We start from the raw sequence: 22,867 nt of genomic DNA, 5'->3' as shown, positions 1-22,867 counted from the left end.
ATTGGAATTGATTAATTCCCTTGGGCCGTATGCCTTAGATTTCGCTTAAGAAAACTAAGACATACTTGAAAAAATCTAAAAAACTTTAAGTTCGTTTTCTGCCCAAGATCAAATAGTTCTTTTTCATAAACTCGAAGTCTTTCTCTGTCCAATCTTTAACAAATATATGATGGTTTGGATCAAAATGGTCTCCATCTTTCCAGGATCGAAATAGACTTGGATCTCCTCCCAAACCATTGATGATGGAAACGGCATCTTCGGAATCTGATTTTACAAAAACCCTATTTAGCGATCCTATTCCTTTGTTTATGAATACTGCTACTGAACAGGATGAAGATTTAATAATCTTTTTAATTGTGCCTTTATAAATCTCTTTCCAAGATTCTACATTAGGTGATCCTAATATTAAAATATCTGGTTTGTATTCGTTTAACTGTTCCCATAAAGCAGTTTCAAAGTTTTCTGAAGAAGAAAATTGAAAGTCGACAGGAATTCCTTCATTCGCAGAAATAAACTTTATGTTTTCGAAGAGTATGGACATTTCATACTGTGATTGTTCGATATCGAAATTATAGTTTTGATTTACATGGAAGGTTCTGAATTTTGCGTTTGGAAAAATTTTATAACAAAGTTTTACCAAATCAATTCCCGTTTGTGGTCTTGCAAAAGCGATTAAAATTTTTGAACTAACACCTTGTTCCGAATTTTCTAAAGTAGGGGTTGGATCAGGAGTATTCTTCTTTTTAAAAAATTTCTGAACCAAATTGATGGCCGGGCCGCTCATAGCAGTCGTAACCAATGCCATAATGACCATAATGGTGAATAACTCCGGCCCGATGATTCCCATTTCTAATCCGATGTTCAAAACAATGAGTTCCATCAAACCTCGTGTATTCATAAGAATACCGATGATGAGAGAATCTTTCCAAGATTCGCCTAGAAACCTTGCTGAAATGGTACTGCCACCTAACTTTCCTAAAATGGCGACAAAAAGAATCAATAAACAAATCAAAAATAAATTTGGATCGGATAAAAGCCCTATCTGTGTTTTTAGACCTGAGTATGCAAAAAATAAAGGAAGAAGAAAGATTACACTTACATCCTGGAATTTGTTAATTATGATTTTTCTAATTTTATGGTTTGCTGGTATCGTAGAACCAGCGATAAATGCTCCAAACAATGAGTGAATTCCCATCGATTCAGTGAATAAGGACGAGAAAGTGAGCCAAATAAAAAGGAAAAATACTATGTAATTGGGAAGAAAATCTATATTTTCTAATTTCGAAAGACTACTCGCAAATCTTGTCCTTACATATTTGAAGGCGAAATAGAGAAAAAGAACCACTCCAAAAAAACAGAGTAAAACTCCAGACATTGAGTCGGAAGAGGTAAGTCCTAAAATCAAAGCCAAAATCAACCATGCAGTCACATCATCTGCAGCGGCACAAGTGATTGCGAGAACTCCCGACCTTTCTGTATTCAACTTTTTTTCCTGAATGATTCGTGCGAGCACCGGAAATGCGGTGATCGACATAGAGATGCCGAGGAAAAGACTGAATGATAGAAATGAAACTTTTTTTGGTGCTAATGTTTCAAATAAGTATAAGGAAGTAATCACACCCAATAAAAATGGAAACATAATCGATACATGACTAATGACGACAGCAGTATGTAGGCTTCCATGTAGATTTTTCCAATCCGTTTCAAGTCCGATAAGGAACATGAAAAAAATCAAACCTACTTGGCTGAGTAATTTCAAAGAACCCATGGAAGATGCTGGGAATATCATTTCAGAAAATTCTGGTGCAAACATACCCAGTAAAGAAGGGCCTAACACCAAACCTCCAGTGATTTCTCCGATCACGCTTGGAATACGGATTAACGAAAATAAAAAAGAGAAAATTTTACACGTAACGAGAATCAGTAGGATTTGAAGTAACAATCGTCCGAAGGGAGACTTTAGGTGGGCAAAGAAACCAACTAAAAAGTGAGAAAAGTTGATTTCCAGGCTCAAAGGGTTTAAGCCGTGACTCTCTGGAAACTGTAACTTGCCGAGGTAAAAAACGAAAGCGAGTGCGCTGAAAAAAAACGCTACCGCCAGGGTATAGAATAGTGAGGACTTCATGAGCCACCTTCCTTACAAAAATAGTTTGTGGAAGGTGTTACCTTCCCTCAAAGTCTCCGAGGTTAGCTGTCGGGCTAGGATTGAGAGATATCCTCCGCAATTGCGGTACGCCCCAAATTTTGGGTCCCCCGTCTCTATATGAGCTAGACAAAGGCAAATAAAAAATATTTTACAAAAAAGTCAAACATTATATCGATGAAATATTAATCGATATAATGTTTTATAATTAGAATATTCTGATGTATATATGTTAATATGTGTTTATCCTTATTTTTATGAAAATTATGTTATTCTTTAGATGAAACCATTTCTTCTGGTTTCACCCACTGGTCAAACTGCTCTGCCGTGAGTAGTCCCAATTGAATCCCTGCTTCTTTCAAGGTGGAATTTTGTTTGTGGGCCGTTTTTGCAATTTTTGCAGCGTTATCATACCCAATGTATGGGTTGAGAGCAGTCACAAGCATCAGTGAATTTTTCAGGTTGTGGTCTATGGTTTCCAGATTTGGTTCAATTCCGCGTGCACAATGTTCTTCAAACGAAAGTGTCGCATCAGCTAACAATCGTATGGAATTTAGAACATTAAAGATAATCAGGGGTTTGAATACATTCAGCTCAAAGTTTCCAGAAGATCCACCTACATTGACTGCCACATCATTTCCAATCACTTGCGCGGCCACCATCGTCATGGCTTCGGATTGTGTGGGATTGACTTTCCCCGGCATAATGGAAGAGCCTGGTTCATTTTCAGGAATGGAAATCTCTCCAATTCCACACCTTGGTCCCGAAGCCAACCAGCGAATATCGTTTGCGATCTTCATCAGAGAACAAGCGATGGTTTTCAAAATTCCACTCACTTCCACAAGAGAATCATGTGCGGCGAGCGCTTCAAATTTGTTTTCCGCAGTGACAAAGGGGAGTTTTGTTTCTTTGGCAATCGCTTCTGCGGCCTTTACTGCAAATTCGGGATGTGTGTTGAGCCCCGTTCCGACAGCGGTTCCACCCAGTGCCAATCGGTATACAGAAGGTAACGCTCGTTCGACTCTTTCGATTGAATATTTAAGTTGTTGTACATACCCAGAAAATTCCTGACCCAGTGTGAGTGGGGTGGCATCTTGCAAATGCGTACGACCGATTTTTATGATGTTTGCAAAAGTTTTTGTTTTTTGATCTAAAGTGTCATGAAGCGTTTGTAAGGCGGGAATTAATTTATGCACCAAACTTTCGGCACAGGCAATGTGCATGGCAGTGGGAAAGGTATCATTGGAACTTTGGGCTTTGTTGACATCATCATTGGGATGGATGGGTTTTTTAGAACCGAGAACACCACCGGCCATTTCAATGGCTCTGTTGGATATGACTTCATTCACATTCATATTGGTTTGGGTTCCGGATCCGGTTTGCCATATCGCAAGAGGGAAGTGATCATCCAAAGTTCCAACAATAACTTCTTCAGCCGCCTTCACAATGAGTTCTGTTTTTGCTGCAGAGAGGATTTCTAATTCCTTGTTGGTCAGTGCTGCTGATTTTTTTAAGATCCCTAGAGCACGAATCATTTCCCTTGGGAATCGGTCCGTACCAATGTGGAAGTGGTGGAGAGATCGTTCGGTTTGTGCACCCCAATAACGAGAAGCGTCCACTGCAATTTCACCCATAGAATCGGTTTCGATTCTTGTTTTCATAATCCCCCCTAGAAACAATTGAAATCAATTGTCTTCTTTATGTAGACTGGCCTTACATTTGGGAAACGAAAAAGAAAAAGCTAGGAAGGAAAATGTCGACAGCCTCCCGTTTCAGAATCTACGGGAGGATTGTATTCACTAAAAAACTAGAACGGTTGGTAGAAAGCGAGATAGGCTGCAAAAAGACCCAAAAGAGGAAAAACAAACCAAAGGATTTTAGCAAATTTTTCTTTTTTGGATGCCATCGCAAGAAGTCCACCAAACGCAAGCCAGATGACGATTTTTAAAATCACCCAAACTGGTAGAGCGGAATGAGAGATCCCGCGAAATTTCATGAGTCCAAATCCGGCAACGATGATGAGGACGAGGGCCAGACCATGAGTGATCGCAGCCACAGTTTTGAATTTGTTTTCCGATTTTTTTCCACCGTTGATGGTGTAGAGTGTGATTCCTCCAAGGGATAAGAATAACAGATACATTCCGAAAATATGGATGAGTTTATAAGCTTCGTATGACACAACGATCTCCTTGTTTCTGCTCTATTCTTTCATAAGGAACCATTCCTTGCGAGATTTTTCTCTTCCCAGGTGAGGAAAAAGAATTAGGGTTTGGAAAATGGAACCAAAGAACTCGCAAGGCCCTGAAACCAATCCAATCTCTATCGATTCACAAAAAACACTCCTTGCCTTAAGAGGGATACCCGGTTCTGGAAAAACTACCTTAGCAAAAACGATTTCTCTATCGAACGGTGCACCGGTCTTCTCCATTGATTCCTATTTTGAAAATGAATCGGGTGATTATATTTTTGATTATAAAAAAAACCATTTAGCCTATAGAGAATGCGAATCAAAAACAAAACAGGCTCTCGAAGAGGGAGTCCCTTTTGTCATTGTAGACAATACCTTTACTTTGGATTGGGAATTAGAACCTTACGAACGTTTAGCGAAAGAATTTGGATATTTATTTTTTGTGGTCACTGTCGAAAACCGACATGGCGGAAAGAATGTACACCAAATCCCAGAGGAACAGATAGAGAAAATGAAAGCAAAATACAAGGTGGTTTTGTAGTTTTAGAGGTTGGGTTAGATTGAAATTTATCTGTAAATCACTAGAAGTGATTTGGCTAGGAATGGAAAAACTAAAAAGGCAAAAAAAATCCGTCGCTGAAACCGAAGTTAAGCGACGGATTTATGACAAACTAGATTATCTCCAGTTGTTAGTTTTAGGTTTTGCGATGTTTACTTTCATCTCACGGTTAAGAATGTTCTTTCCGTTAAGTTCTTTAATTGCGTTATCAGCTTCTTTTCCATCTTTCATTTCGATGAATCCGAAACCTTTAGAACGGCCAGAATACTGGTCAGTGATGATTTTTGCAGAAGTTACTGCTCCGTGAGCTCCAAAAAGTTCACTGAGTTTACCTTCAGTCATATCGTAAGAAAGGTTGCCAACATAAATGTTTACTGACATAGTTTTTGTCCTGTTTGTTAAAGTTGACTCGGGAATTCTAGATTTACAATCGTCGGGACCCTGGGAAGGGATTTTGGGTAAGAACTCCAGAAAAATGCAGGGAAAAACTTGGGAAAGCTACCAGCGTGCAAGCTTGAAAGGACTACTTCGGCGGTGAAAATCAACAATACTCTGAATCTTCTGTCAGTCTAATTACCCTTTCTAAAAAAAGCAATCTGAAAGAAGACCCAGAGGGAAAATATCGAAAAAAGAAAACTTTAGTGGTGGTGGTGTCCGCCTGGACCGTGCACGTGACCATGTTGTAATTCTTCTTCTGTGGCTTCGCGAATGGACTTAATTGTCACCGCAAAGTGGAGAGTTTCTCCAGCTAACGGGTGATTGCCGTTCAGAATGACCTCGGTGTCCCGAACTTCTTGCAGGTATAGAACCATTCTACCTTCGGGAGTGTCCGTTTGAAATTCCATTCCCACTTCTAACTCGGCTTCTTCCGGAAGTTCCGTTTTGGGAACTTGAAAAATCAGAGCTTCGTTATATGTCCCATAACCATCTTCAGGTGGTACAGTTACATTTTTAGAATCTCCGTTCACTAATCCTTCTAGTTCTTTTTCCAAACCGGGAATGATATTTTGCCAGCCGTGGAGGTATAATAACGGTTCGTCTGATTGGTCCAGAGTTTCTCCCTGGGCGTTCTTTAGGTGATAGGAAAATCCTACAACCATTCCTTTGCTGATGGTTTTTGACATATTGGTTACAAAGTACCAACGGAAAAAAATACTGCAACCGAATAAAAGGTTGGTACCAAATTGTAATCAAAGAAATTAAACCTTGGAAATATTACATCTATGAATTGGTCACTACTCATTCAGGTTTTAGGCGGACTCGGGATTTTCATCTATGGGATGAAATTACTAAGTGAGTCCTTACAACGCGTGGCGGGAGATAGGCTTCGTTCCTTTCTTTCGTCTATGACGAGAAATAGAGTGTCTGCTGTTTTTAGCGGACTTTTTATTACATCTACAATACAATCCAGCTCGGCCACCACCGTTCTTGTGGTTGGATTTGTAAATGCTGGTTTAATTTCACTCGCCCAAGCCATCGGTGTCATCATGGGGGCCAATATTGGAACCACCATCACTGCATGGATTGTATCTTTTTTAGGTTTTAAGTTCAACATTGCATCATTCGCCTTACCAGCAGTTGCCGCAGGTGTGATCTTAAATTTCTCAAGAAAAGAAAGTAGGTCTGGTTGGGGAAGTTTCCTAATTGGTTTTGGATTTTTGTTTTTGGGTTTGGATTATTTAAAATCATCTGTTCCCGATAGTGCAAAGGATCCAGATAGTTTTCTATTTTTGCAGCAATACACAAATATGGGATTCAACACCATATTGTTATTCGTTTTGATTGGAGCCTTGTTAACCATTGTCATCCAATCTTCTTCTGCTTCCACAACCATCACCATCACACTAGCCTTCTCCGGTTATATACCGATTGATGCCGCTTATGGTATGATCCTTGGTGAAAACATTGGAACTACGATTACGGCAAACCTTGCTGCCATTCCGGGGAATCGAAATGCCAAAAAGGCAGCTCTCGCCCACACACTATTCAATGTGTTCGGGGTGGTATGGGCCTTACTGTTCTTCAAATTTTTCACAGGAATTGTGGATGATTTGATTCCTGGGGATCCACTCACAGATAAAGAATCTACAAGATTCCATATCTCTCTTTTCCACACGATGTTTAACATCACAAACACTCTCATTCTCATTTGGTTTGTGAATACAATCACCAAAGTGGTGAGTGCTATTGTGGATGGACTTGCTTCTAAAACAGGAAAAGACAAAGATTCCATTCGACTTTTACAAGCTGGGGCAGTCAAAACCACAGAACTTGCTATGGTGGAGCTGGTTGAGTTCACGAAAAAAATCATTCGTGATACATACGACTTCCTTCGTTTGACAGAACAAATCTTATTACAACCTTACGATGCCACTCGTGTCCTACAGGTATTGAAAAAAGAAGAAGAGTTGGATCAAGTTCGCTCTGAAGTCCTTACCTACCTAAACCAAATCCAAGAGACCGGTATTACTGGTAACTATGCGAAAGATGTTTTGGGAATTATGGAAAGAGTCAAAGCTGTGGAAGAGATGGGTGATAACTTTGCATCGATTGCAAGAAAGATGAGAAAGTCGCACCGTCAAAAAGTTTCCTTGGATAAATCTTTTGCTAATTCTGTAAAAGACCAAATGGATTTACTCAAACACCATTACGACATCCTACTTGTGAACTTGGAACAAAGTGAAACTTTTGATATCCTGGGTAACCCACAGATTCGTAGCCAAAGTCGTGAGTATCGTTTCCAAATGATTCGTTCCGTGAAAAAGAATGATTCTAAAGTGAAGAAGAAAAAGTATCAGAAAAAAGACAATTTGATGCCAGCCCTTCTTTACAGAGATATTTCTCGTAACTTGGATAATATTTCCAGACTATTGAATGCGGCAATTTATGCGGACGTTTAGTCCGCATATTAGCTAATTTCGAATAGAATAAATGTTATATCATCGTCTGCGGGACCTTCTTTGTTCCGTAGGCGAATGTGTTCATCAATCCCACCATACAACGATTCCACCGACTCAGCTTTTCTTGCTAACAACCATCCCAGTAACTCTTCTTCCCCAGAGTCTCCATTTTCCCACAAATCCCAAATCCCATCGGTAAATAACAAAATTTTATCACCGGGAGATAGTTTGTGAATTTCTTCTGGGTATTGTACTTCTTTGGAATATCCGATGAGTTTTCCTTTGGGCCGGATCACTTCGATTGCCGTGGAATTTTCATTGAACTTGTATAAGGCGGGGTGTCCGGCATTTGCTACCCTTAATTGTTTGAGTTCCAAATCGATAAAAATGGCACTAGCGGTCAAAAATTGATTTTTATAATTTCCGGCAAGGGATACATTGATACTTTCTAAAACCTTTCCTGGTTTGTTGGCAAACGCCAAGGTCTGCATATATGCAATCTTTAACATGGCAGCTTCAATGGCGGCCGGAACTCCATGACCTGTCACATCGGCAATCAAACAACATATCTGGTGTTTCCCATAAACGGTGATATCGTAAAAATCACCACCTACCAAAGAGGCTGGAAAATATCCTGTTTTGATAACAAGTCCTGGAAATTTTGGCAGGATTTGGGGAAGGGTGGATTCTTGCAACTTTTGGGCTAATTTGAGTTCTTTTCCATAAGCGATTAACTTTTGTTTGTTGATCTCCGCTTTGAATTGGATTTTGTCCTTTTCTTTGCGGACCACGGAGATTCTATCTCCCAGTCCAAAAGCCATAAGCAGTACTTCGATTGCCATCCCAACTTGGAATGAATTTTCTGTGAAAGCATTGACCGGGAAAAATCCCATGTATTTGAGAACGGTGGCAAGTCCTCCCACGATCACCATAAAGTATCCATAAAAATAGAATCGTGCCGGTGGAAATTTTTTGATAAAAGCAACGTAATAAGAAACAAACAAAGCAAAGAATGCGAGTAAAAACGAAAAAATATCCCCCGCTTGGTTCATAAACCGGTAAGACAAAAAAGGAAGGAGACAAATACTCACTATTGATACGACCATGAGCCCCAAAAACCATTTGCGAATGAGGGGAGCATTTTCCTTGAGATTCATAAAGGTGATACTCATCGGGAAACAAGTGAGTAAAAATAAAAAATAGAGAAGGTTGTGAGAGTTGTATACGAACTCAGGTGAGTTAGGAAAAAATAAAACGGGCAATAATCCTTGGAGAGAAAATTGAAAGGAAACGGCAGAGATCAGTAAATACAAAACATAAAAAATGTATGCTTTGTCTCGCACCATAAAGTATACAAAAAGATTGTATATACTCATTACCCCAACGATTCCGAAAAATATACCTTGGAGTAGAGTGTCTAAAGAAACAAAGGTATAAAAATTTTTCTCTTCCGCCACCATAAGCGGAACCGACATGGAACTATCTGTTTTGACACCTACATAATAAGTCACCGTTTCTTGGGGTAACAAATCGGTTGCAAAACTAAAACCTCGGTAATCCCTGTCTCTATTTTGAAATGGGAATCTTCTACCTTGTTGGTTTTCTGAAATTTCACCTGATTCTCGTAATGCGAAAAATTTTACATCATCGAGTAGTGGGTACTTGATAAAAGTGACGATTCGTTTTTGTTTGCTTTCGTCATTTTGAATGGTAAAACAAAACCAGTATTGTTTGTCTGTGTTTCCGAAATTGGGAATCACTCCACCCGATTTTTGCAGAGCCGATGTTTGGAACTGGTCTCTTACTTCGGATATAGAATGGATGGCCGGGCTTGCTGTGAAATAAACTAGATGATCGGAAAGATCATAAGTGGTTCCATCAGCAACAGAAAGTGGAATTGGGTTTGTGTTAGGACAAGGTTTTGGGGTAGCGAATAGGTTTGTATGAAAGAGACATAACAGAATGAAGGTGAATATCTGTTTCATACAGGAAGGTCACAACTATAGGACGAAGACCTTCCTGTGTAAATCGGTTTGTTTTAGAAAAAAAAGGAATTAAGCGGTGACGGCAGGGATTCCTGCTAGGATTCGAAGGGAGTCGTAAGCCTTTTCTTTTTGTTCTACTTTGGTTTTGTTTACAGCCTTGCGGATGATGACATCCCACTGTTTTTCTGGGTGTTCCATTTTCATGTTTTCCAGAATTTCTAAAATGTTTTCATCATCGGATGCATTAAAAATCTCATCCGAATCATAACGAAACATTCCAAAAAGAGTGTCGATATAATCGCCCACGCTCATGGCTTCTTTTTCGCCAGGTTGGATCTTTTTCTTTTCTGCTTTTCGCAGTTCTCGTTCCCTGCGTTCTAGTTCCGTGCGTTTCATCTGATGGCCTCTAGCTCGTTTGCATTGGTTCCAAGACCATGTTTTCAAAGGGCAGGAGGGGGGACACCAAATTTGTCCAAAAATTGGCTCGATTTTTGGGTTGGGTGGCCAACCATGGGGTAGATGCTCTGCAAACGGTGGATTGCCGGTAGTCTGGCCTTATTCCTTTGCACCCAATTCCTCTTTTTAGGGAGTGGGCTTCTTGGGTATTGCCTGGAGTCCAATTCCAAAATCTGCCATTGCAACCATGGATCCAAAAAGGAAAAACATGGGAATGCGGAAGATAAACTCTTTTCTGAAGGCAAAGCCGGTTCTCTTTCTTCGGCTCACGTAGATGACCACCAAACAACAAAAGAGTTAGCCCTCAAACCGAGTTGCCATGATGCAAAAGATGGTGAGACCCACCTTTGTTCCTGCAAAAAGAAAAAAAAGGATGCACTCTCTTTACGGTCCCACCACCAAACTATGGATAGACCAAATTTAACTTTTGGTTTTGTAACTCCCTCTATAATTTTTTATACAATGACTGAGTCTCCCTCCACTCTTGAGGATGGAAGAATTCCCACTTTACTCCGACCACCTCGTATCTAGGTTCTTTTCTCTACAGCAATAGATATTGATAGTTGTTTTGCAACTTCTATCAATTCAAAAAAGCAATAGTATTTTAGAATATTAGGTATTTATGAACATATTTAAATTATTTTTTATTTCCACTTTGGTTTTTGGTTTCGTATCTTGTGATCCGAATTCCAAATCAGATGACAATCAAACATTAGCACTTTTGGCCCTTGCAGTTCCGCAAACTGTAAATCTTAATTTTGAAGCTCTTGCCAACGGACAGGCTTTGGTTACCGGTTCCAATATTACTGCGGATAGTCGAACGGTTCAGTTTCGTGACTTCCGATTGTATATCTCTGAAGTGAAACTTGTGAAAGCGGATGGAACCACTGTAGATGTTACTTTGTCTACAGACAATGTTTGGCAGTCCAATGGAGTTGCCCTTGTGGATTTAGAAACCACACAGACAACGGATACAAATACAAAAGTAACCGGTACTGCACCGGCGGGAAGTTATACTGGTGTTCAGTTTTCTGTTGGCGTTCCCGAAACTTTGAATCATCTGGATCGAACTAACCAAGCAGCACCTTTAAACAATGGGGCAATGTATTGGTCTTGGACAGGCGGTTACAAACATGCAAAAATTGAATTTAGTTTAGATTCGGGAACAAACTGGACAAGTTTGCATTTAGGTTCTACCGGTTGTTCTGGTGCACCTAATTATGGAAACTGTACAGCAAAGTATAGAGCTTCGATTCAACTGACAGGTCAATTTAACTCTACAAATCAAAAAGTTTCCTTTAATATAGACCAACTCATTAACGGTCATAATCCAGGCGCTACCGCATCTTGTATGCCACTACCGATGATGGGGGGGCCTGCTCCTTGCACTACCTTAGTTCAAGCGTTTGGGTTGAATACAAGTGGGGTAGTAGATAGTTCGATCACCCAACGAGTGTTTAGCCTCAAATAATTTGTTTTCACTTGGTCGGTTCTTTTATCGGCCGACCAAGTTTTATAGGAATATATTTATGAAGTCTTATTTTTATTTGTTTGCTCTTCTCTGTTTGTTTTTTGGCTGTAACGTTCTCCCGTTCCAGAAAGAAGAAAAAAATCAAGGCCTGTTACTCGCAGCTCTTGGAATTTTGGCCAGTGCTTCTGATTGGGTTTGGGATTTACCTCCGGGTTTTCCTACACCAAATGTTCCTTCCGACAATCCTATGTCCAAGGCAAAGGTGGAACTGGGTCGGCATTTGTTTTATGAGAAGAAATTGTCAGGGAATGGAACGATGGCCTGTAGCGGTTGTCATTTTCAATCTTTGGCCTTTGCCGATGGAAAAGATTTTCCTCGTGGGATCACAAGCCAACCCCATCCAAGAAATGCCCAACATCTATCCAATGTTGCTTATATGCCAAGACTTACTTGGAGTAATCCCAAAATGACAAGTTTGGAAATTCAGGCACGTGCTCCTATGTTTGGAGAAACACCAATTGAATTGGGTTTGCAGAACAATAATTTTTTAAATGAATTAACATCTAACTCCATTTATCCACCTATGTTTGAAAAAGCTTTTGGGAATTCTGGAATTAACGAACAAAATGTCCGGTTTGCACTCGCGAGTTTTCAAAGATCTATGATTTCTGGAAATTCTAAGTTTGATCAATACAATTATAGAAATAACAAATCAGCACTCACGGCTTCCGAAATTCGTGGTTTGAATTTATTTAATGGTGAAGTTGCAGAATGTTTTCATTGCCATGGTGGATTTAATTTTACGGACACATCCTTTCATGGCGGAGCCAGGGAAGAGTTCTTTTATCATAGTAATGGAATCCATGATGATGCATACTACGCCGGTGTTCCAAGCAACAAACGAGGGTTATTTGATTTAACAGGTTTGGCATCCGATACAGGAAAATTCCGGGCGCCTTCTTTGCGTAACATAGGAGTGACTTATCCTTATATGCATGATGGGATCTTTATGTGTGCGGATGCGAATAATCCAGACAAACCGGCCGGTACTGGGAAAACCAAAATAGACTGCGCGAGAGATGCGCTCACACAAGTGGTGGAACACTATCGTTCCGGTGGGCAAGCCCATACTCTAAAAGATTCTACCCTGATTAAACCCTTTACAATTACGAATTCACAAAGAGACGATATGGTTAATTTTCTTTTGGCCCTTACGGATGATGAATTCTTAACCAATCCGAAGTTTGCGAGCCCCTTTTGATGAATCGATTGCACTCTAAACAAATTTTCATCTTTATCATTGGGTTTCTTTTTTCTCACTGTACTTTTGGTTCGGTGGGGAATAGTGAAGAGGAAAAACTTGTCATCCTTCAGAACCTCATATTTTTCAATAATACCCAATTGGTTACCGTCGGAACGAACCTTCGCTCCTATGATGACCAGGCGGATGATAACCTAAACCAATTTAGTCTGACAAGCAATGGGCCTACTTACAATATCACAATTCAAAGTAGTTCTTATATCAATTGGGAATTGGGAACGTATCGAATCAATCCACCAAACCAAGTATTAGGTGTCTCGGCCACTAGTTCGGAGAGAAGTTCTACTGCAACGGCAAAAACACATACTCCCTATACGGTACCCCTCGATTTGCCAGCGGATGATTTGTATGGTAAAACCTATGCGTTTTTATCTGCAGGAACTGTGTCCAACATCACTCAATACAATAGTACAATGGAAACGGGAGCGAGTTTTCTTTATTCTAACACTAGGCTTGCGAACATGCCTCTGGGTGTGGTGGCGGTCGCGAATGTAAGTTGGGAAGAAATTTATATCCGAATGGATGTGGGAGGAAAGGATGTCACCATTTTACTTCCGCAAGGAAATAAATTGATCACTCCTAAATGTAAAATCCCGGTGAAACTGGGGCGAAGTGGTAATATAGAAATTCTAATCTCTCTATCATCACTTTTTCAAGATCGGACCGTGGCAGGATCTCCCGTTCGATTTTTAGAACAATTGTCTTTGGTTGCAGGCCCTGTGATTATATCCAAAGTTTCCAATCTCGGTTTATACAATATCCTCCAACAAAACCTCCAAGCAGAAGATATTGTTTTTAGTTTCCCTGGTTGTTTTCCCGGAGTGGAACGATGAAACAAATGATAAACATAGCAACACAGCGAAAACTAACTTTTTCATTCTCATTATTATTTGTATTGTTTTGGAATATTTCTTTATATTCGCATCACACTGGTTCGTCGGATAGTCCCAACGCAACAGCTAGATTTGTGGATCCCTTTACTGGAAAACGAGAGAAACCAACGAACTATTTGGTAATGACCCAAGATTATTACCAATCCACTCGGGAGAATAGTCACCTCTTCACAACCACGGCCTTTGCGGAGATGAATTTTTTTGATGGTCGGTTTGCTCTCAACGCTTCAGTTCCTTGGAATTACTACCAACAGAGGGGAAGAGAAGATGCCGCAAGAATTGGAAAAACTTATCTTGGTTTTAAATACCAACCGTTCTTCGATTTGGACAAACCGTACTTTTTTGTAATCGAAGGTTCGGTTGGTTTTCCGAGTGGCCCCGATACGGATCGGTTTACTGGTGGAAATTATTATACGGGTTCGGGGTTTATCAAACTTGGATATTTGTATGAGAAGTGGTCCTTTGTCACAAAAATTGGAGGATTAAATCCACTTTCGAGACCACAACCAAACAACTTACAAGACAACGATGGGATTCCATTTTATTTCCGAAAACCATCGGCTTCCCCACCAGAACCAGAATATGAATTCAAAAAAACGACCCTTGTTTCCGCTTATGTGACGTATTATTTGATGCCAGAAATTTCTCTTTTTACAGGGATCTTGTATCGCAATCCGTATAACGGCGTGGATTATTCCAAAGAAAAAGATAAAGCCAATCCCTCTTATTTTACAGAAGCCAGTGCCGGGTTTTCCTGGAATTTTTCGGAGAAGTATAATCTGAGTCTCGCCTATAGATACCCATTACAAAGGGATCGTGATTACAGGCTCTATCAATCGGCATGGACATTTGCCTTTTCTATGGAGTGGGGAAGCGATTGACAACTGATGCCTTTTTTAAAACGTTCTAAGAAACTCTATAAATTTTATTCGTAAAAGGTAATCTATGAGCAACGTAGAAATCGTACCAGTAGGGGAACTTCCACCTATTGGAGTTGTGCCCAAAAAAATGCACGCGCAGGTCATTCGCCCGGAACGTTACGGCGAACCGAAAACTTCTTTCCAATCAGAAGTCATTGATGTTCCGGAGATCGGTCCGAACGAAGTTCTCGTAGCCACTATGGCTGCTGGAGTTAACTATAATAACGTTTGGGCAGCCCTTGGGTATCCGGTAGATGTGATCGCGGCTCGTAATAAAAAAGGCGAACCAGAAAAATTCCACATCGGTGGATCTGATGCATCCGGTATTGTCTACAAAGTTGGAGCTGAAGTTAAAAATGTGAAAGTGGGTGACGAGGTTGTTGTCCATTGCGCTATGTGGGATCCAAAAGATCCATGGGTTCTTTCTGGAAAAGATCCAATGTATGCGCCTTCCCAAATCATTTGGGGATATGAATCCAACTGGGGTTCCTTTGCACAATTCTGCAAAGTGCAAGACCACCAATGTCTTCCTCGCCCTCAACACCTAACATGGGAAGCTTCTGCAGCTTATATGTTAGTGGCTGCGACCGCCTACAGAATGTTACACCATTGGAAACCAAATGATGTAAAACCTGGGGATGTTGCTTTAATTTGGGGTGGAGCTGGTGGACTTGGTGCCATGGCAATCCAAATTGTAAAAGCAGCTGGTGGAATTCCAATCGCTGTTGTTTCTTCTGATGACAAAATTGATTTTTGTAAAAACTTAGGTGCGGCTGGCGTGATCAACCGTAACAAGTTCAAACATTGGGGTGGACTCACTTCCGATATCAATAAACCAGAAGCATTTGTTGAGTGGACCAAACAAGCCCGTGAATTTGGAAAAGCGATTTGGGACATTGCTGGAAAAGGTAAAAACCCACAAATCGTATTTGAACATCCAGGTGAAACGACACTTCCTACTTCCGTATTTGTTTGTGAAACAGGTGGTATGGTTGTGATTTGTGCGGGAACTACTGGTTTCACTGCAAAAGCGGCCCTTCTTTATGTGTGGATTCGACAAAAACGTCTGCAAGGTTCACACTTCGCAAACGACGACAACTGTCGTGATTTGAACCAGCTCGTGATCGATAAAAAAGTCGATCCAGTTTTGGCAGAAACATACAGTTTCGAACAAACTGGTGAGTGCCATCAGTTGATGCGCGAAAACAAACACCCATCAGGAAACATGTCAATCCTCGTTGGTGCAAAAACTACAGGTCTTGGAAAGAAGTAATTCTTTCCAGGTGAGTATTTAGGTACATGTCCCCGCCCTATTTAGACTGGGTGGGGTTAACCACCCGCCACCCAATGGCTCCATCTACCATGAAACATCCGTTTTGTGAATCCGATTTCCGCTATCATCTTTTTTATTTCTATAAAGTTCATATTTTAACAAATGGAGTTCGTTTATGCATCCACGAATCAATTTAATTACCTTAGGTGTTTCCGATCTAAAACGTTCTATCGACTTTTATGAGAAAGGTCTCGGTTGGAAAAGGTCACAGGAGAGTAATGATAGTGTCGCTTTTTTTCAAATAGGTGCTGTCGTCTTTGGTTTGTTTGGCGAAGAAGATTTGGCAAAAGACATTGGCATCCCTTTTCAAAAACGCCAAGAGTTTTCTGGAATTACTTTGGCCCAAAACCTTGGTAGTGAAGCCGAAGTGGATGCGGTAATTGGCAAAGTGCGGGCCTTAGGGGCAGTGATTCTCAAAGAACCACAAAAAGTTTTTTGGGGTGGGTATAGTGCTTATTTTAAAGACCCGGATGGCCATATATTTGAATTAGCATACAATCCTTTTTTTCCATTGAACGACAAAGGCGAAATCGTTCTTAGTAAATAATTACATTTAATTATTGTTATATTTTGGTGCATAAGGTCAATCAGGGAAATCTATGAAACAAGCACAGATCCAGCAATTCGGTTTAGATCATTTAGAAATTACCAATGTTCCTGAACCTACAAGTCCAGGCCCTACCGACGTTTTGGTTCGTTTGCGAGCCGCTTCCTTAAACTATCGAGACTCTTTAGTTGTCGAAGGAAAGTACAATCCTAAATTCCCACTTCCCCTTGTTCCTTGTAGTGATGGGGCCGGCGAAGTGGTTGGTATTGGATCTGAGGTGACGGAATGGAAAGTGGGAGATAGGGTGCTTCTGACTTTTGCTCCCAAGTGGATCGCAAAAGAAGCAACCCATGCAGAAATGCGTCATACGATTGGTGGCCCACTTCCAGGAACCTTGCGGGAGTTAGCTTTAGTGCCAGAGACAGGCCTTGTCCGAATTCCTTCCCATTTATCTTATGAAGAAGCCGCAACCTTACCTTGTGCAGCACTCACTGCTTGGTCTGGTCTTTTTCAATTCAGCAATTTAAAGCCTGGTGAATTTGTCGTAGTACAGGGAACAGGTGGGGTTTCGATTTTTGCTTTGCAATTTGCTAAACTTGCCTCTGCCAAAGTGATTCTCACATCATCCAGTGGTGAAAAATTGGAACGAGGAAAAGAATTAGGTGCCGATTATTTAGTCAATTATAAGGAAACACCGGAATGGGGAAAGGAGGTCCGTCGGATCACAGAAAAAGTGGGAGCCGATCATATCATCGAAGTGGGTGGGGCCGGAACTTTGGAACAATCCATTGCCGCCTGTCGTCCGTTTGGTGTCATTCATTTGATTGGAATCCTTGCAGGTAAATCGGGAGAATTAAATTTACTACCGGCAGTGATGAACAATTTGAAAATCCAAGGCCTTGTTGTCGGGGGAAGAAAGGCATTTGTCGAAATGAACCAAGCCATCGAAGTTTCTGGTTTACGGCCGGTTGTTGATAAAGTTTTTACATTAGAAGAATCAGCAGATGCAATAAGATACTTACGATCGGGATCTCATTTTGGAAAGATAGTCATTCGAATTTAGGATTGCGATTCCTATTTGGATTCATAGTTAGCATAGATAATTTTTTTAGATTTAAGTTTTCATTTTGATACGGAATTCAATATTGAATTTCTTTCTATGTCTAAGGCAATTACAGATAAATGGATTTCAATGAGGGCCAATACCAGAGAGATCACCATAAACAAAAGTGATGAAGCAAATAAAACCCAAGCGACTATGTTATAAAAGGGAATCATACCCATGGAGCAGGTACATAAAATCAAACTAAAGATTCCGGCACTTTGAGAATATAAAATGAGAGAAATACGAAACCGTAGGTTGTGGATTTGTTTTTCTAAAACTTCCGATTTCGATTTTTCATATTCTGATAAAAGTTGTCTCGAAAGTTTGGCAAGTCCAAAAAATCGGTTGGTATAAGCAAGCATCAGTAAAGAGATCGCAGGGAAAAGAAGACCGGGTATACTATACGTTAGGTTGTCCAATGAATTTAGCCTTGTTTCACTTGAAGAACTTGTTCTCCTAAGTCCATCTTTCCGTCCGGCGTGCGTATTGTTGCTTGGATCAAATCTCCTGGTTGTAAATACTCAGTCCGTTGTTTTTGTCCTTTGATAAATAGTTCCCATTTTTTATGTTCAGGGAGAAAACTCGCAAAGATTTGTTTTAATTTTCCGGGAGCTTTGAGAGCACATCCTGCGGGTGTTCCGGTTAACAAAACATCACCGACTCGAATTTGAGTAAATAAAGAGAGTTCTGCGATCGATTCCTTCGGTGGAAAAACCATTTGATTTGCTTTTGCCGATTGTCTTAACTGTCCATTGACCTTTAGGTTCAGCTCCAAAGAATGGATTAGTTCATAATCACCAGGTTCGAGAACAAGGAGTATAGGACCTGCAGGGAAAAAGGTTCTGTAGGATTTTCCTTTATACCATTGTAATTGTGGGAGTTGGATGTCCCTTGCCGAAATATCATTGGCAATGAAGAGGGCAGCAATGTATTCACTGGGATGATAAGATTGAACATCTATTGTATGATCAATATCCTTACCAAATACAATCCCCAATTCAATTTCATAATCTAAAAGTTCTACATGTTTGGGACGGATCACATTACCGATGGCAGCGGTGAGCGAAACGTCAGACTTGGTAAAAAATAAATTGTATGTTTTGGATTTAGGATCAAGTCCCGATTCCAAAGTATGTTTATGATAATTAGCACCTTGGCAAATGACTTGGCAGGGTGCGGTGATGGGAGAGAGGAGAGTAACATCCTTTCTAGGAATCAGTTTTTGAGATTTAGGACTTAGTTTGATTCTTTTTTTCTGAAGATCGACTAGCAAATCTTTGGTGGACTTATCTCCAGTTTGTAGAGGGAGGATGTTTTCCTCAGTGACGAGCCCCCAATCGATTTTGTTCTTATATTGGAAACGTACAAACTGTTTTGCCATCGTAAACCTATGGAATCATAACTGGGGTGGAGAAAACACGAGGGCCACAAATCGGACCCGGTGGGAATTGAGAATTTAGTCTATTCTTCAGAGAAAAGGTTGTTCAGTGAATCGATGAGAGTGTCTACCTCTACACCGTAACCCATACAAACTTGTTCAATAGTTTCTACTTCATTGATGGAGCAGTGTGAACATCCACCTAAATGGTAGCTGGAGAAAACTAGACCTGCTTCTGGGTGGATCGCGATCGCTTCGCCCACAGTCATTTCTTTAAAAAAGCGCGGTTTTGTTGTTTCAGTCATCTTAAGAACCCTCAGGAAGGAAATTACTATACAAATATTGGACTATGCTCTATTCGTCAATGGAATGTTTACCCAAGAAAACGGGAAATTTTATGTCCGAATTGAGGGTCGGTTTGAGTCGGCCCATTTCCTCTACCAGTACTTTGCCGATGGCTCCGATGAGCCGATTCACGGCCATTCCTGGAAGGTAGAGGTATTTTTGGAGGGAAATTCCAACATTCGGCCAGACGGCATCTCCTACGATTTTCTAACGGCACGTACGAAACTGATGGAACTCGTCCATTCCATTGACCACCTCCTCATCAATGACCATCCAGACTTTAAGGGGATCAACCCTACTTCTGAGAATGTGGCTCGTTGGTTTTATTCTGGTTTGAAAGCCGATGTGAAATCTTCCGAAGGTCGAATCCGCCGGATTGTAATCCATGAAGGGCCAGAGAACCTGGCATTTTTCGAACCAACAAACGATTCCCTTTCTTAAGTCATTTTCAACATTAGTTAGGTACTATTCCTTAAACTCGACTGGTTCTGTTTGCCAACGCACCATAGATTGAAAAAAGAACAAGCGATGTAAAAATCACTATGTAGTTCGGTTTCTTACGTAAATTCTATGTCAGCAAACATTTGTTTGTGCTAATAACTCGACAAAATATCCCAATCATTAGACAGGCTGAGTATCTAATACATGCATGCTGTAACATTTACGTTTTGTTTTTATTGCACAGGTTTGGTTTTTTTTCAAAAAAATTTGTTATCTTAATCGATTGCTTTTATACCAGCTAATTATGAAAATCGGTAGAAGACTCCATGCCGCTTACAGAACTCAAACATAGTTTAGGTCATATTCTACTTGTGGAAGACGAAGCCATACTGGCCATCTCACAATCAGAATTTTTGAAAAACAAAGGTTATTCTGTACAGTATGTATCCAATTCAAATGATGCTTACGATCATATCACATCCGGTGAACGAGTTGATTTAATCCTAATGGATATTAATCTTTCTGATGGAATGGATGGAATCCAACTCGCAGAAAAGATTCTTTCCTATCGCGAGATTCCCATCCTTTTTGTCAGTGGTTATTCTGATAATAAAATCTTAGATCGTGTTTGTAAGGTAAAACATTACGGGTATGTTCCTAAAATTTCAAGCCCAGACATTGTGGAATGTATGATTCAATCAGCACTCCAACTTTACCAAGCGGAACAAACGTTGGCATTTCGTGAAAAGGAACTTCGTATTACTTTTGAAGCCATGGGTGATGGAGTGATTGTTCTTTCTCCGGAAGGATTGGTTCGAGAAATCAATCATAAAGCCTTAGATATGTTGGGTTATCAAAAATCTGACATAACCGAAAAAGACCTAACTTCTTTTTTATATTTAGTGCAAGCAGATGCAAGAACTAGAGTATCCTATTCTTTTTTAAACTCATCTAACAAATTAATTGATACAGAACGTAGAAATGATTTGATTATTGTTTCTCGTAGTGGTCGTGAAACACATGTTACAGAAACTATATCGCCCATTTTAGATGCTGAAAAAAACTTAAATGGTATTGTGATTGTTTTTCGAGAAACACCAAATACTCCCGTGATGGTTCCTCCAAAAGATGGGGAAAGTTTGTATGCTAAGGTCTTCCAACTGAGTCCCATCCCCATGGCCATCTCCACTTTGAAAGACGGAACCTATTTGGATGTGAATTCCTCTATGGAGACGGTCTTTCAATTAGAAAAATCAAAAGTCATCGGCAGAAAAACAGAAGAGTTTAAAGACTGGAGTAATCCGGAACAACTGGAACGACTCAATAAAGTGTATCAGGAAAAAGGAAGGATGTCTGGGGAACGGATGTCTGTGAAACACGCTGACGGAAATCAATATGAAGTTCTCGTGTTTAGCCAAGCGTTTGAAATTGCTGGAGAACGTTTCATTTTGTGGATCAACTTAGATGTGACAAAAATTTTGGATATGGAAGGCCGATTGGCAAAGTCCGTAGAAGAAAAAGATGTTCTACTCAAAGAACTACAACACCGTGTGAAAAATACTCTAGCGATCATTTCCGGACTTTTGAATTTAGAATCCTTTAAAGTTGAAAATGAGGTCGCGAAACAATCCTTTCTGAATGCACAATCTCGCATCATGTCGATGTCCAAGGTTTATGAAAACCTTTATCAATCGGAAGATTTGGAGTCTGTGGATCTTCGTAAGTACATTGAAGATTTGGTATTTAGCCTTCATGATATCTTTGTTCTCAATCCAACAAAAATTCGTTTTGATGTGAAGTTAGAAGACATTCGTTTGGATCTAAAACGAACTCTGCCACTTGGCCTCATCCTCAATGAACTATTGACCAACGCTTTGAAGTATGCCTACCCCAATGAAAAAGGGGGAGATGTTCGCATCCACTTATCTCGTTCGAATGAAAATATCATTTTATCGGTTGGGGATGATGGAGACGGTTTGCCAGACTCTGTTAATATTGAAAAGGGAAATCATTTTGGATATGAGCTGATTCGTAGTTTGACTTCACAACTCAAGGGTGTTTTCTCTTCTGTTTCGAAAAAGGGAGAAGGTCTCAATATTATGATTTCTTTTCCTCTCCATTCCAATGACAAAAAAAGCTAAGTTGTTTTAGTTTCCTTAGTTTTTCGTTTATCTTCGTTTTCTTCCTCGAATCGTTCCAATAAAAACCAATCGAACTTGTTTGATCGTTTGTAGTTTTAGTTTTCGCATTTCCGAATGAGCGTCGGAAGCAAGATCTAAGAAATCAGAAGCCATAAGAAAACAAATACTGACAATCAATTCGGAACCAAATTGGATATCCTCTGCAGGAATCATCTTCGGCATGCGCATATCTTTTGCGAGTTCTGTCGCGATGGCCTTCATGGACTCTCGGATTTTTTCGCGGATTTTGCGATTTCCCCCCGTTCGTTCCCGAGCGATGAACCGAAACAGAGAGCGGTTATTGGCTACGTAATCAAAGAAAAACCCAATGGTCAATTGTAAGGCAGACTTATAGGCGCCTTTGTTTCTGGCATCCCCCACAATGGTTTGGATTCGGCCCCCACATTCATCCACAAGCGTGAGGCCCAGCTCTTCCATATTCTTAAAATGTCTGTAAAATGCGGCAGGGACAATTCCTGCCTCTCCTGCCACTTCGCGGAGGCTTAGGTCTCCGAGCCCTTTTTCCTCTCCCATCAGTTGCAGTGCGCTTTCCAGTAGGTTGTCGTGGGTGCGTAGCTTTTGGGCGTATCGTTTGTTGAGTTTCATGGCTGAATTCAGTAAACGGTCGTTCACTTTTTTTCGAAAAGCAAGGATTAAAACTCCCTTTTGGGGTTGACATAGCTAACGACGTAAGTTAACACT

23 protein-coding genes and 1 riboswitch are annotated in these 22,867 nt (G+C 40.4%); of the genes, 12 read left to right on the top strand and 11 right to left on the bottom strand.

Going from position 1 to position 22,867, the window contains the following annotated elements:
- Positions 1–85: 85 nt before the first annotated feature.
- The 3 genes from JWG41_RS19050 to JWG41_RS19040 form a co-directional block, all read right to left on the bottom strand.
- On the bottom strand, positions 86–2,125 hold the full coding sequence (locus JWG41_RS19050) for a cation:proton antiporter (protein ID WP_205271383.1): 2,040 nt from the start codon (positions 2,123–2,125) through the stop codon (positions 86–88).
- 36 nt (positions 2,126–2,161) lie between these two features.
- Positions 2,162–2,285: riboswitch (cyclic di-AMP (ydaO/yuaA leader) on the bottom strand.
- A 127-nt stretch (positions 2,286–2,412) separates the two neighbouring features.
- Complete coding sequence (gene fumC / locus JWG41_RS19045; RefSeq protein ID WP_205271382.1) at positions 2,413–3,804, bottom strand: class II fumarate hydratase; 1,392 nt, start codon at positions 3,802–3,804, stop codon at positions 2,413–2,415.
- Positions 3,805–3,950: 146 nt separating this feature from the next.
- On the bottom strand, positions 3,951–4,283 hold the full coding sequence (locus JWG41_RS19040; RefSeq protein ID WP_205271434.1) for a hypothetical protein: 333 nt from the start codon (positions 4,281–4,283) through the stop codon (positions 3,951–3,953).
- A 136-nt stretch (positions 4,284–4,419) separates the two neighbouring features.
- On the opposite strand from JWG41_RS19040, the gene JWG41_RS19035 reads away from it, so the two are divergent.
- Positions 4,420–4,872, top strand: a complete 453-nt coding sequence (locus tag JWG41_RS19035; RefSeq protein ID WP_205271381.1) for an ATP-binding protein — start codon at positions 4,420–4,422, stop codon at positions 4,870–4,872.
- Between the two features lie 135 nt (positions 4,873–5,007).
- Here JWG41_RS19035 and JWG41_RS19030 read toward each other — a convergent pair whose 3' ends face one another.
- Together JWG41_RS19030 and JWG41_RS19025 are read right to left on the bottom strand one after the other, a co-directional pair.
- Positions 5,008–5,271: an RNA recognition motif domain-containing protein gene (locus tag JWG41_RS19030; RefSeq protein ID WP_035983131.1), complete on the bottom strand. Its 264-nt coding sequence runs from the start codon at positions 5,269–5,271 to the stop codon at positions 5,008–5,010.
- A 257-nt stretch (positions 5,272–5,528) separates the two neighbouring features.
- The gene (locus JWG41_RS19025; RefSeq protein WP_205271380.1) at positions 5,529–6,014 is read right to left on the bottom strand and encodes an FKBP-type peptidyl-prolyl cis-trans isomerase; all 486 of its coding nucleotides are present in this window, start codon (positions 6,012–6,014) and stop codon (positions 5,529–5,531) included.
- Positions 6,015–6,113: 99 nt separating this feature from the next.
- On the opposite strand from JWG41_RS19025, the gene JWG41_RS19020 reads away from it, so the two are divergent.
- Entirely contained in the window at positions 6,114–7,790 is a 1,677-nt protein-coding gene (locus tag JWG41_RS19020; protein WP_205271379.1) for a Na/Pi cotransporter family protein, read from the top strand.
- Positions 7,791–7,798: 8 nt separating this feature from the next.
- Here JWG41_RS19020 and JWG41_RS19015 read toward each other — a convergent pair whose 3' ends face one another.
- Together JWG41_RS19015 and JWG41_RS19010 are read right to left on the bottom strand one after the other, a co-directional pair.
- The gene (locus JWG41_RS19015; protein ID WP_205271378.1) at positions 7,799–9,775 is read right to left on the bottom strand and encodes a 7TM diverse intracellular signaling domain-containing protein; all 1,977 of its coding nucleotides are present in this window, start codon (positions 9,773–9,775) and stop codon (positions 7,799–7,801) included.
- Positions 9,776–9,844: 69 nt separating this feature from the next.
- The gene (locus JWG41_RS19010) at positions 9,845–10,171 is read right to left on the bottom strand and encodes an LB_289 family protein (RefSeq protein ID WP_205271377.1); all 327 of its coding nucleotides are present in this window, start codon (positions 10,169–10,171) and stop codon (positions 9,845–9,847) included.
- Between the two features lie 123 nt (positions 10,172–10,294).
- Here JWG41_RS19010 and JWG41_RS19005 point away from each other — a divergent pair, with 123 nt between their 5' ends.
- The 8 genes from JWG41_RS19005 to JWG41_RS18970 all read left to right on the top strand — a co-directional run bounded on the left by JWG41_RS19005 (position 10,295) and on the right by JWG41_RS18970 (position 17,779).
- The gene (locus tag JWG41_RS19005; RefSeq protein WP_205271376.1) at positions 10,295–10,762 is read left to right on the top strand and encodes an LIC_11090 family protein; all 468 of its coding nucleotides are present in this window, start codon (positions 10,295–10,297) and stop codon (positions 10,760–10,762) included.
- Between the two features lie 91 nt (positions 10,763–10,853).
- Positions 10,854–11,702, top strand: a complete 849-nt coding sequence (locus JWG41_RS19000) for an MbnP family copper-binding protein (RefSeq protein WP_205271375.1) — start codon at positions 10,854–10,856, stop codon at positions 11,700–11,702.
- A gap of 58 nt (positions 11,703–11,760) precedes the next feature.
- Positions 11,761–12,963, top strand: coding sequence for an MbnH family di-heme enzyme (locus JWG41_RS18995; protein WP_205271374.1), 1,203 nt, complete (start codon positions 11,761–11,763; stop codon positions 12,961–12,963).
- A complete protein-coding gene (locus JWG41_RS18990) occupies positions 12,963–13,856 on the top strand; it encodes a hypothetical protein (protein ID WP_205271373.1) in 894 nt (297 codons plus the stop codon). The genes JWG41_RS18995 and JWG41_RS18990 overlap by 1 nt, the downstream gene beginning before the upstream one ends.
- Positions 13,853–14,797: an LIC11086 family outer membrane transporter gene (locus JWG41_RS18985; protein WP_205271372.1), complete on the top strand. Its 945-nt coding sequence runs from the start codon at positions 13,853–13,855 to the stop codon at positions 14,795–14,797. Before JWG41_RS18990 ends, JWG41_RS18985 begins: the two co-directional genes overlap by 4 nt.
- 64 nt (positions 14,798–14,861) lie before the next feature.
- Positions 14,862–16,109, top strand: coding sequence for a crotonyl-CoA carboxylase/reductase (gene ccrA, locus JWG41_RS18980; RefSeq protein WP_205271371.1), 1,248 nt, complete (start codon positions 14,862–14,864; stop codon positions 16,107–16,109).
- Between the two features lie 175 nt (positions 16,110–16,284).
- Complete coding sequence (locus JWG41_RS18975) at positions 16,285–16,716, top strand: VOC family protein (RefSeq protein ID WP_205271370.1); 432 nt, start codon at positions 16,285–16,287, stop codon at positions 16,714–16,716.
- A gap of 52 nt (positions 16,717–16,768) precedes the next feature.
- Positions 16,769–17,779, top strand: a complete 1,011-nt coding sequence (locus JWG41_RS18970; protein ID WP_205271369.1) for a zinc-dependent alcohol dehydrogenase family protein — start codon at positions 16,769–16,771, stop codon at positions 17,777–17,779.
- 59 nt (positions 17,780–17,838) lie between these two features.
- On the opposite strand, the gene JWG41_RS18965 is transcribed toward JWG41_RS18970, so the two are convergent.
- From JWG41_RS18965 to JWG41_RS18955, 3 genes are all read right to left on the bottom strand, one after another.
- A complete protein-coding gene (locus tag JWG41_RS18965) occupies positions 17,839–18,240 on the bottom strand; it encodes a DUF2721 domain-containing protein (protein WP_205271368.1) in 402 nt (133 codons plus the stop codon).
- A gap of 5 nt (positions 18,241–18,245) precedes the next feature.
- Positions 18,246–19,202 (bottom strand): fumarylacetoacetate hydrolase family protein, encoded by a 957-nt coding sequence (locus JWG41_RS18960; RefSeq protein WP_205271367.1) that lies wholly within the window; start codon positions 19,200–19,202, stop codon positions 18,246–18,248.
- An 80-nt stretch (positions 19,203–19,282) separates the two neighbouring features.
- Positions 19,283–19,504 (bottom strand): DUF1858 domain-containing protein, encoded by a 222-nt coding sequence (locus JWG41_RS18955; RefSeq protein WP_002973441.1) that lies wholly within the window; start codon positions 19,502–19,504, stop codon positions 19,283–19,285.
- Between the two features lie 64 nt (positions 19,505–19,568).
- Here JWG41_RS18955 and JWG41_RS18950 point away from each other — a divergent pair, with 64 nt between their 5' ends.
- Positions 19,569–19,985 carry a 6-carboxytetrahydropterin synthase gene (locus tag JWG41_RS18950; protein WP_205271433.1) on the top strand — a complete coding sequence of 139 codons (417 nt, stop codon included), beginning with the start codon at positions 19,569–19,571 and terminating at the stop codon, positions 19,983–19,985.
- A 326-nt stretch (positions 19,986–20,311) separates the two neighbouring features.
- Positions 20,312–22,126 carry a histidine kinase dimerization/phosphoacceptor domain -containing protein gene (locus JWG41_RS18945; RefSeq protein WP_205271366.1) on the top strand — a complete coding sequence of 605 codons (1,815 nt, stop codon included), beginning with the start codon at positions 20,312–20,314 and terminating at the stop codon, positions 22,124–22,126.
- Positions 22,127–22,153: 27 nt separating this feature from the next.
- Here JWG41_RS18945 and JWG41_RS18940 read toward each other — a convergent pair whose 3' ends face one another.
- Positions 22,154–22,798, bottom strand: coding sequence for a TetR family transcriptional regulator (locus JWG41_RS18940; RefSeq protein ID WP_332461316.1), 645 nt, complete (start codon positions 22,796–22,798; stop codon positions 22,154–22,156).
- Positions 22,799–22,867: the final 69 nt, after the last annotated feature.

Origin of the sequence: Leptospira chreensis (assembly GCF_016919165.1) — a bacterium.
Taxonomy (GTDB): domain Bacteria; phylum Spirochaetota; class Leptospiria; order Leptospirales; family Leptospiraceae; genus Leptospira_A; species Leptospira_A chreensis.
Note: the sequence above shows the minus strand (reverse complement) of the source record. Positions and strands in the feature narration are given on the sequence as shown.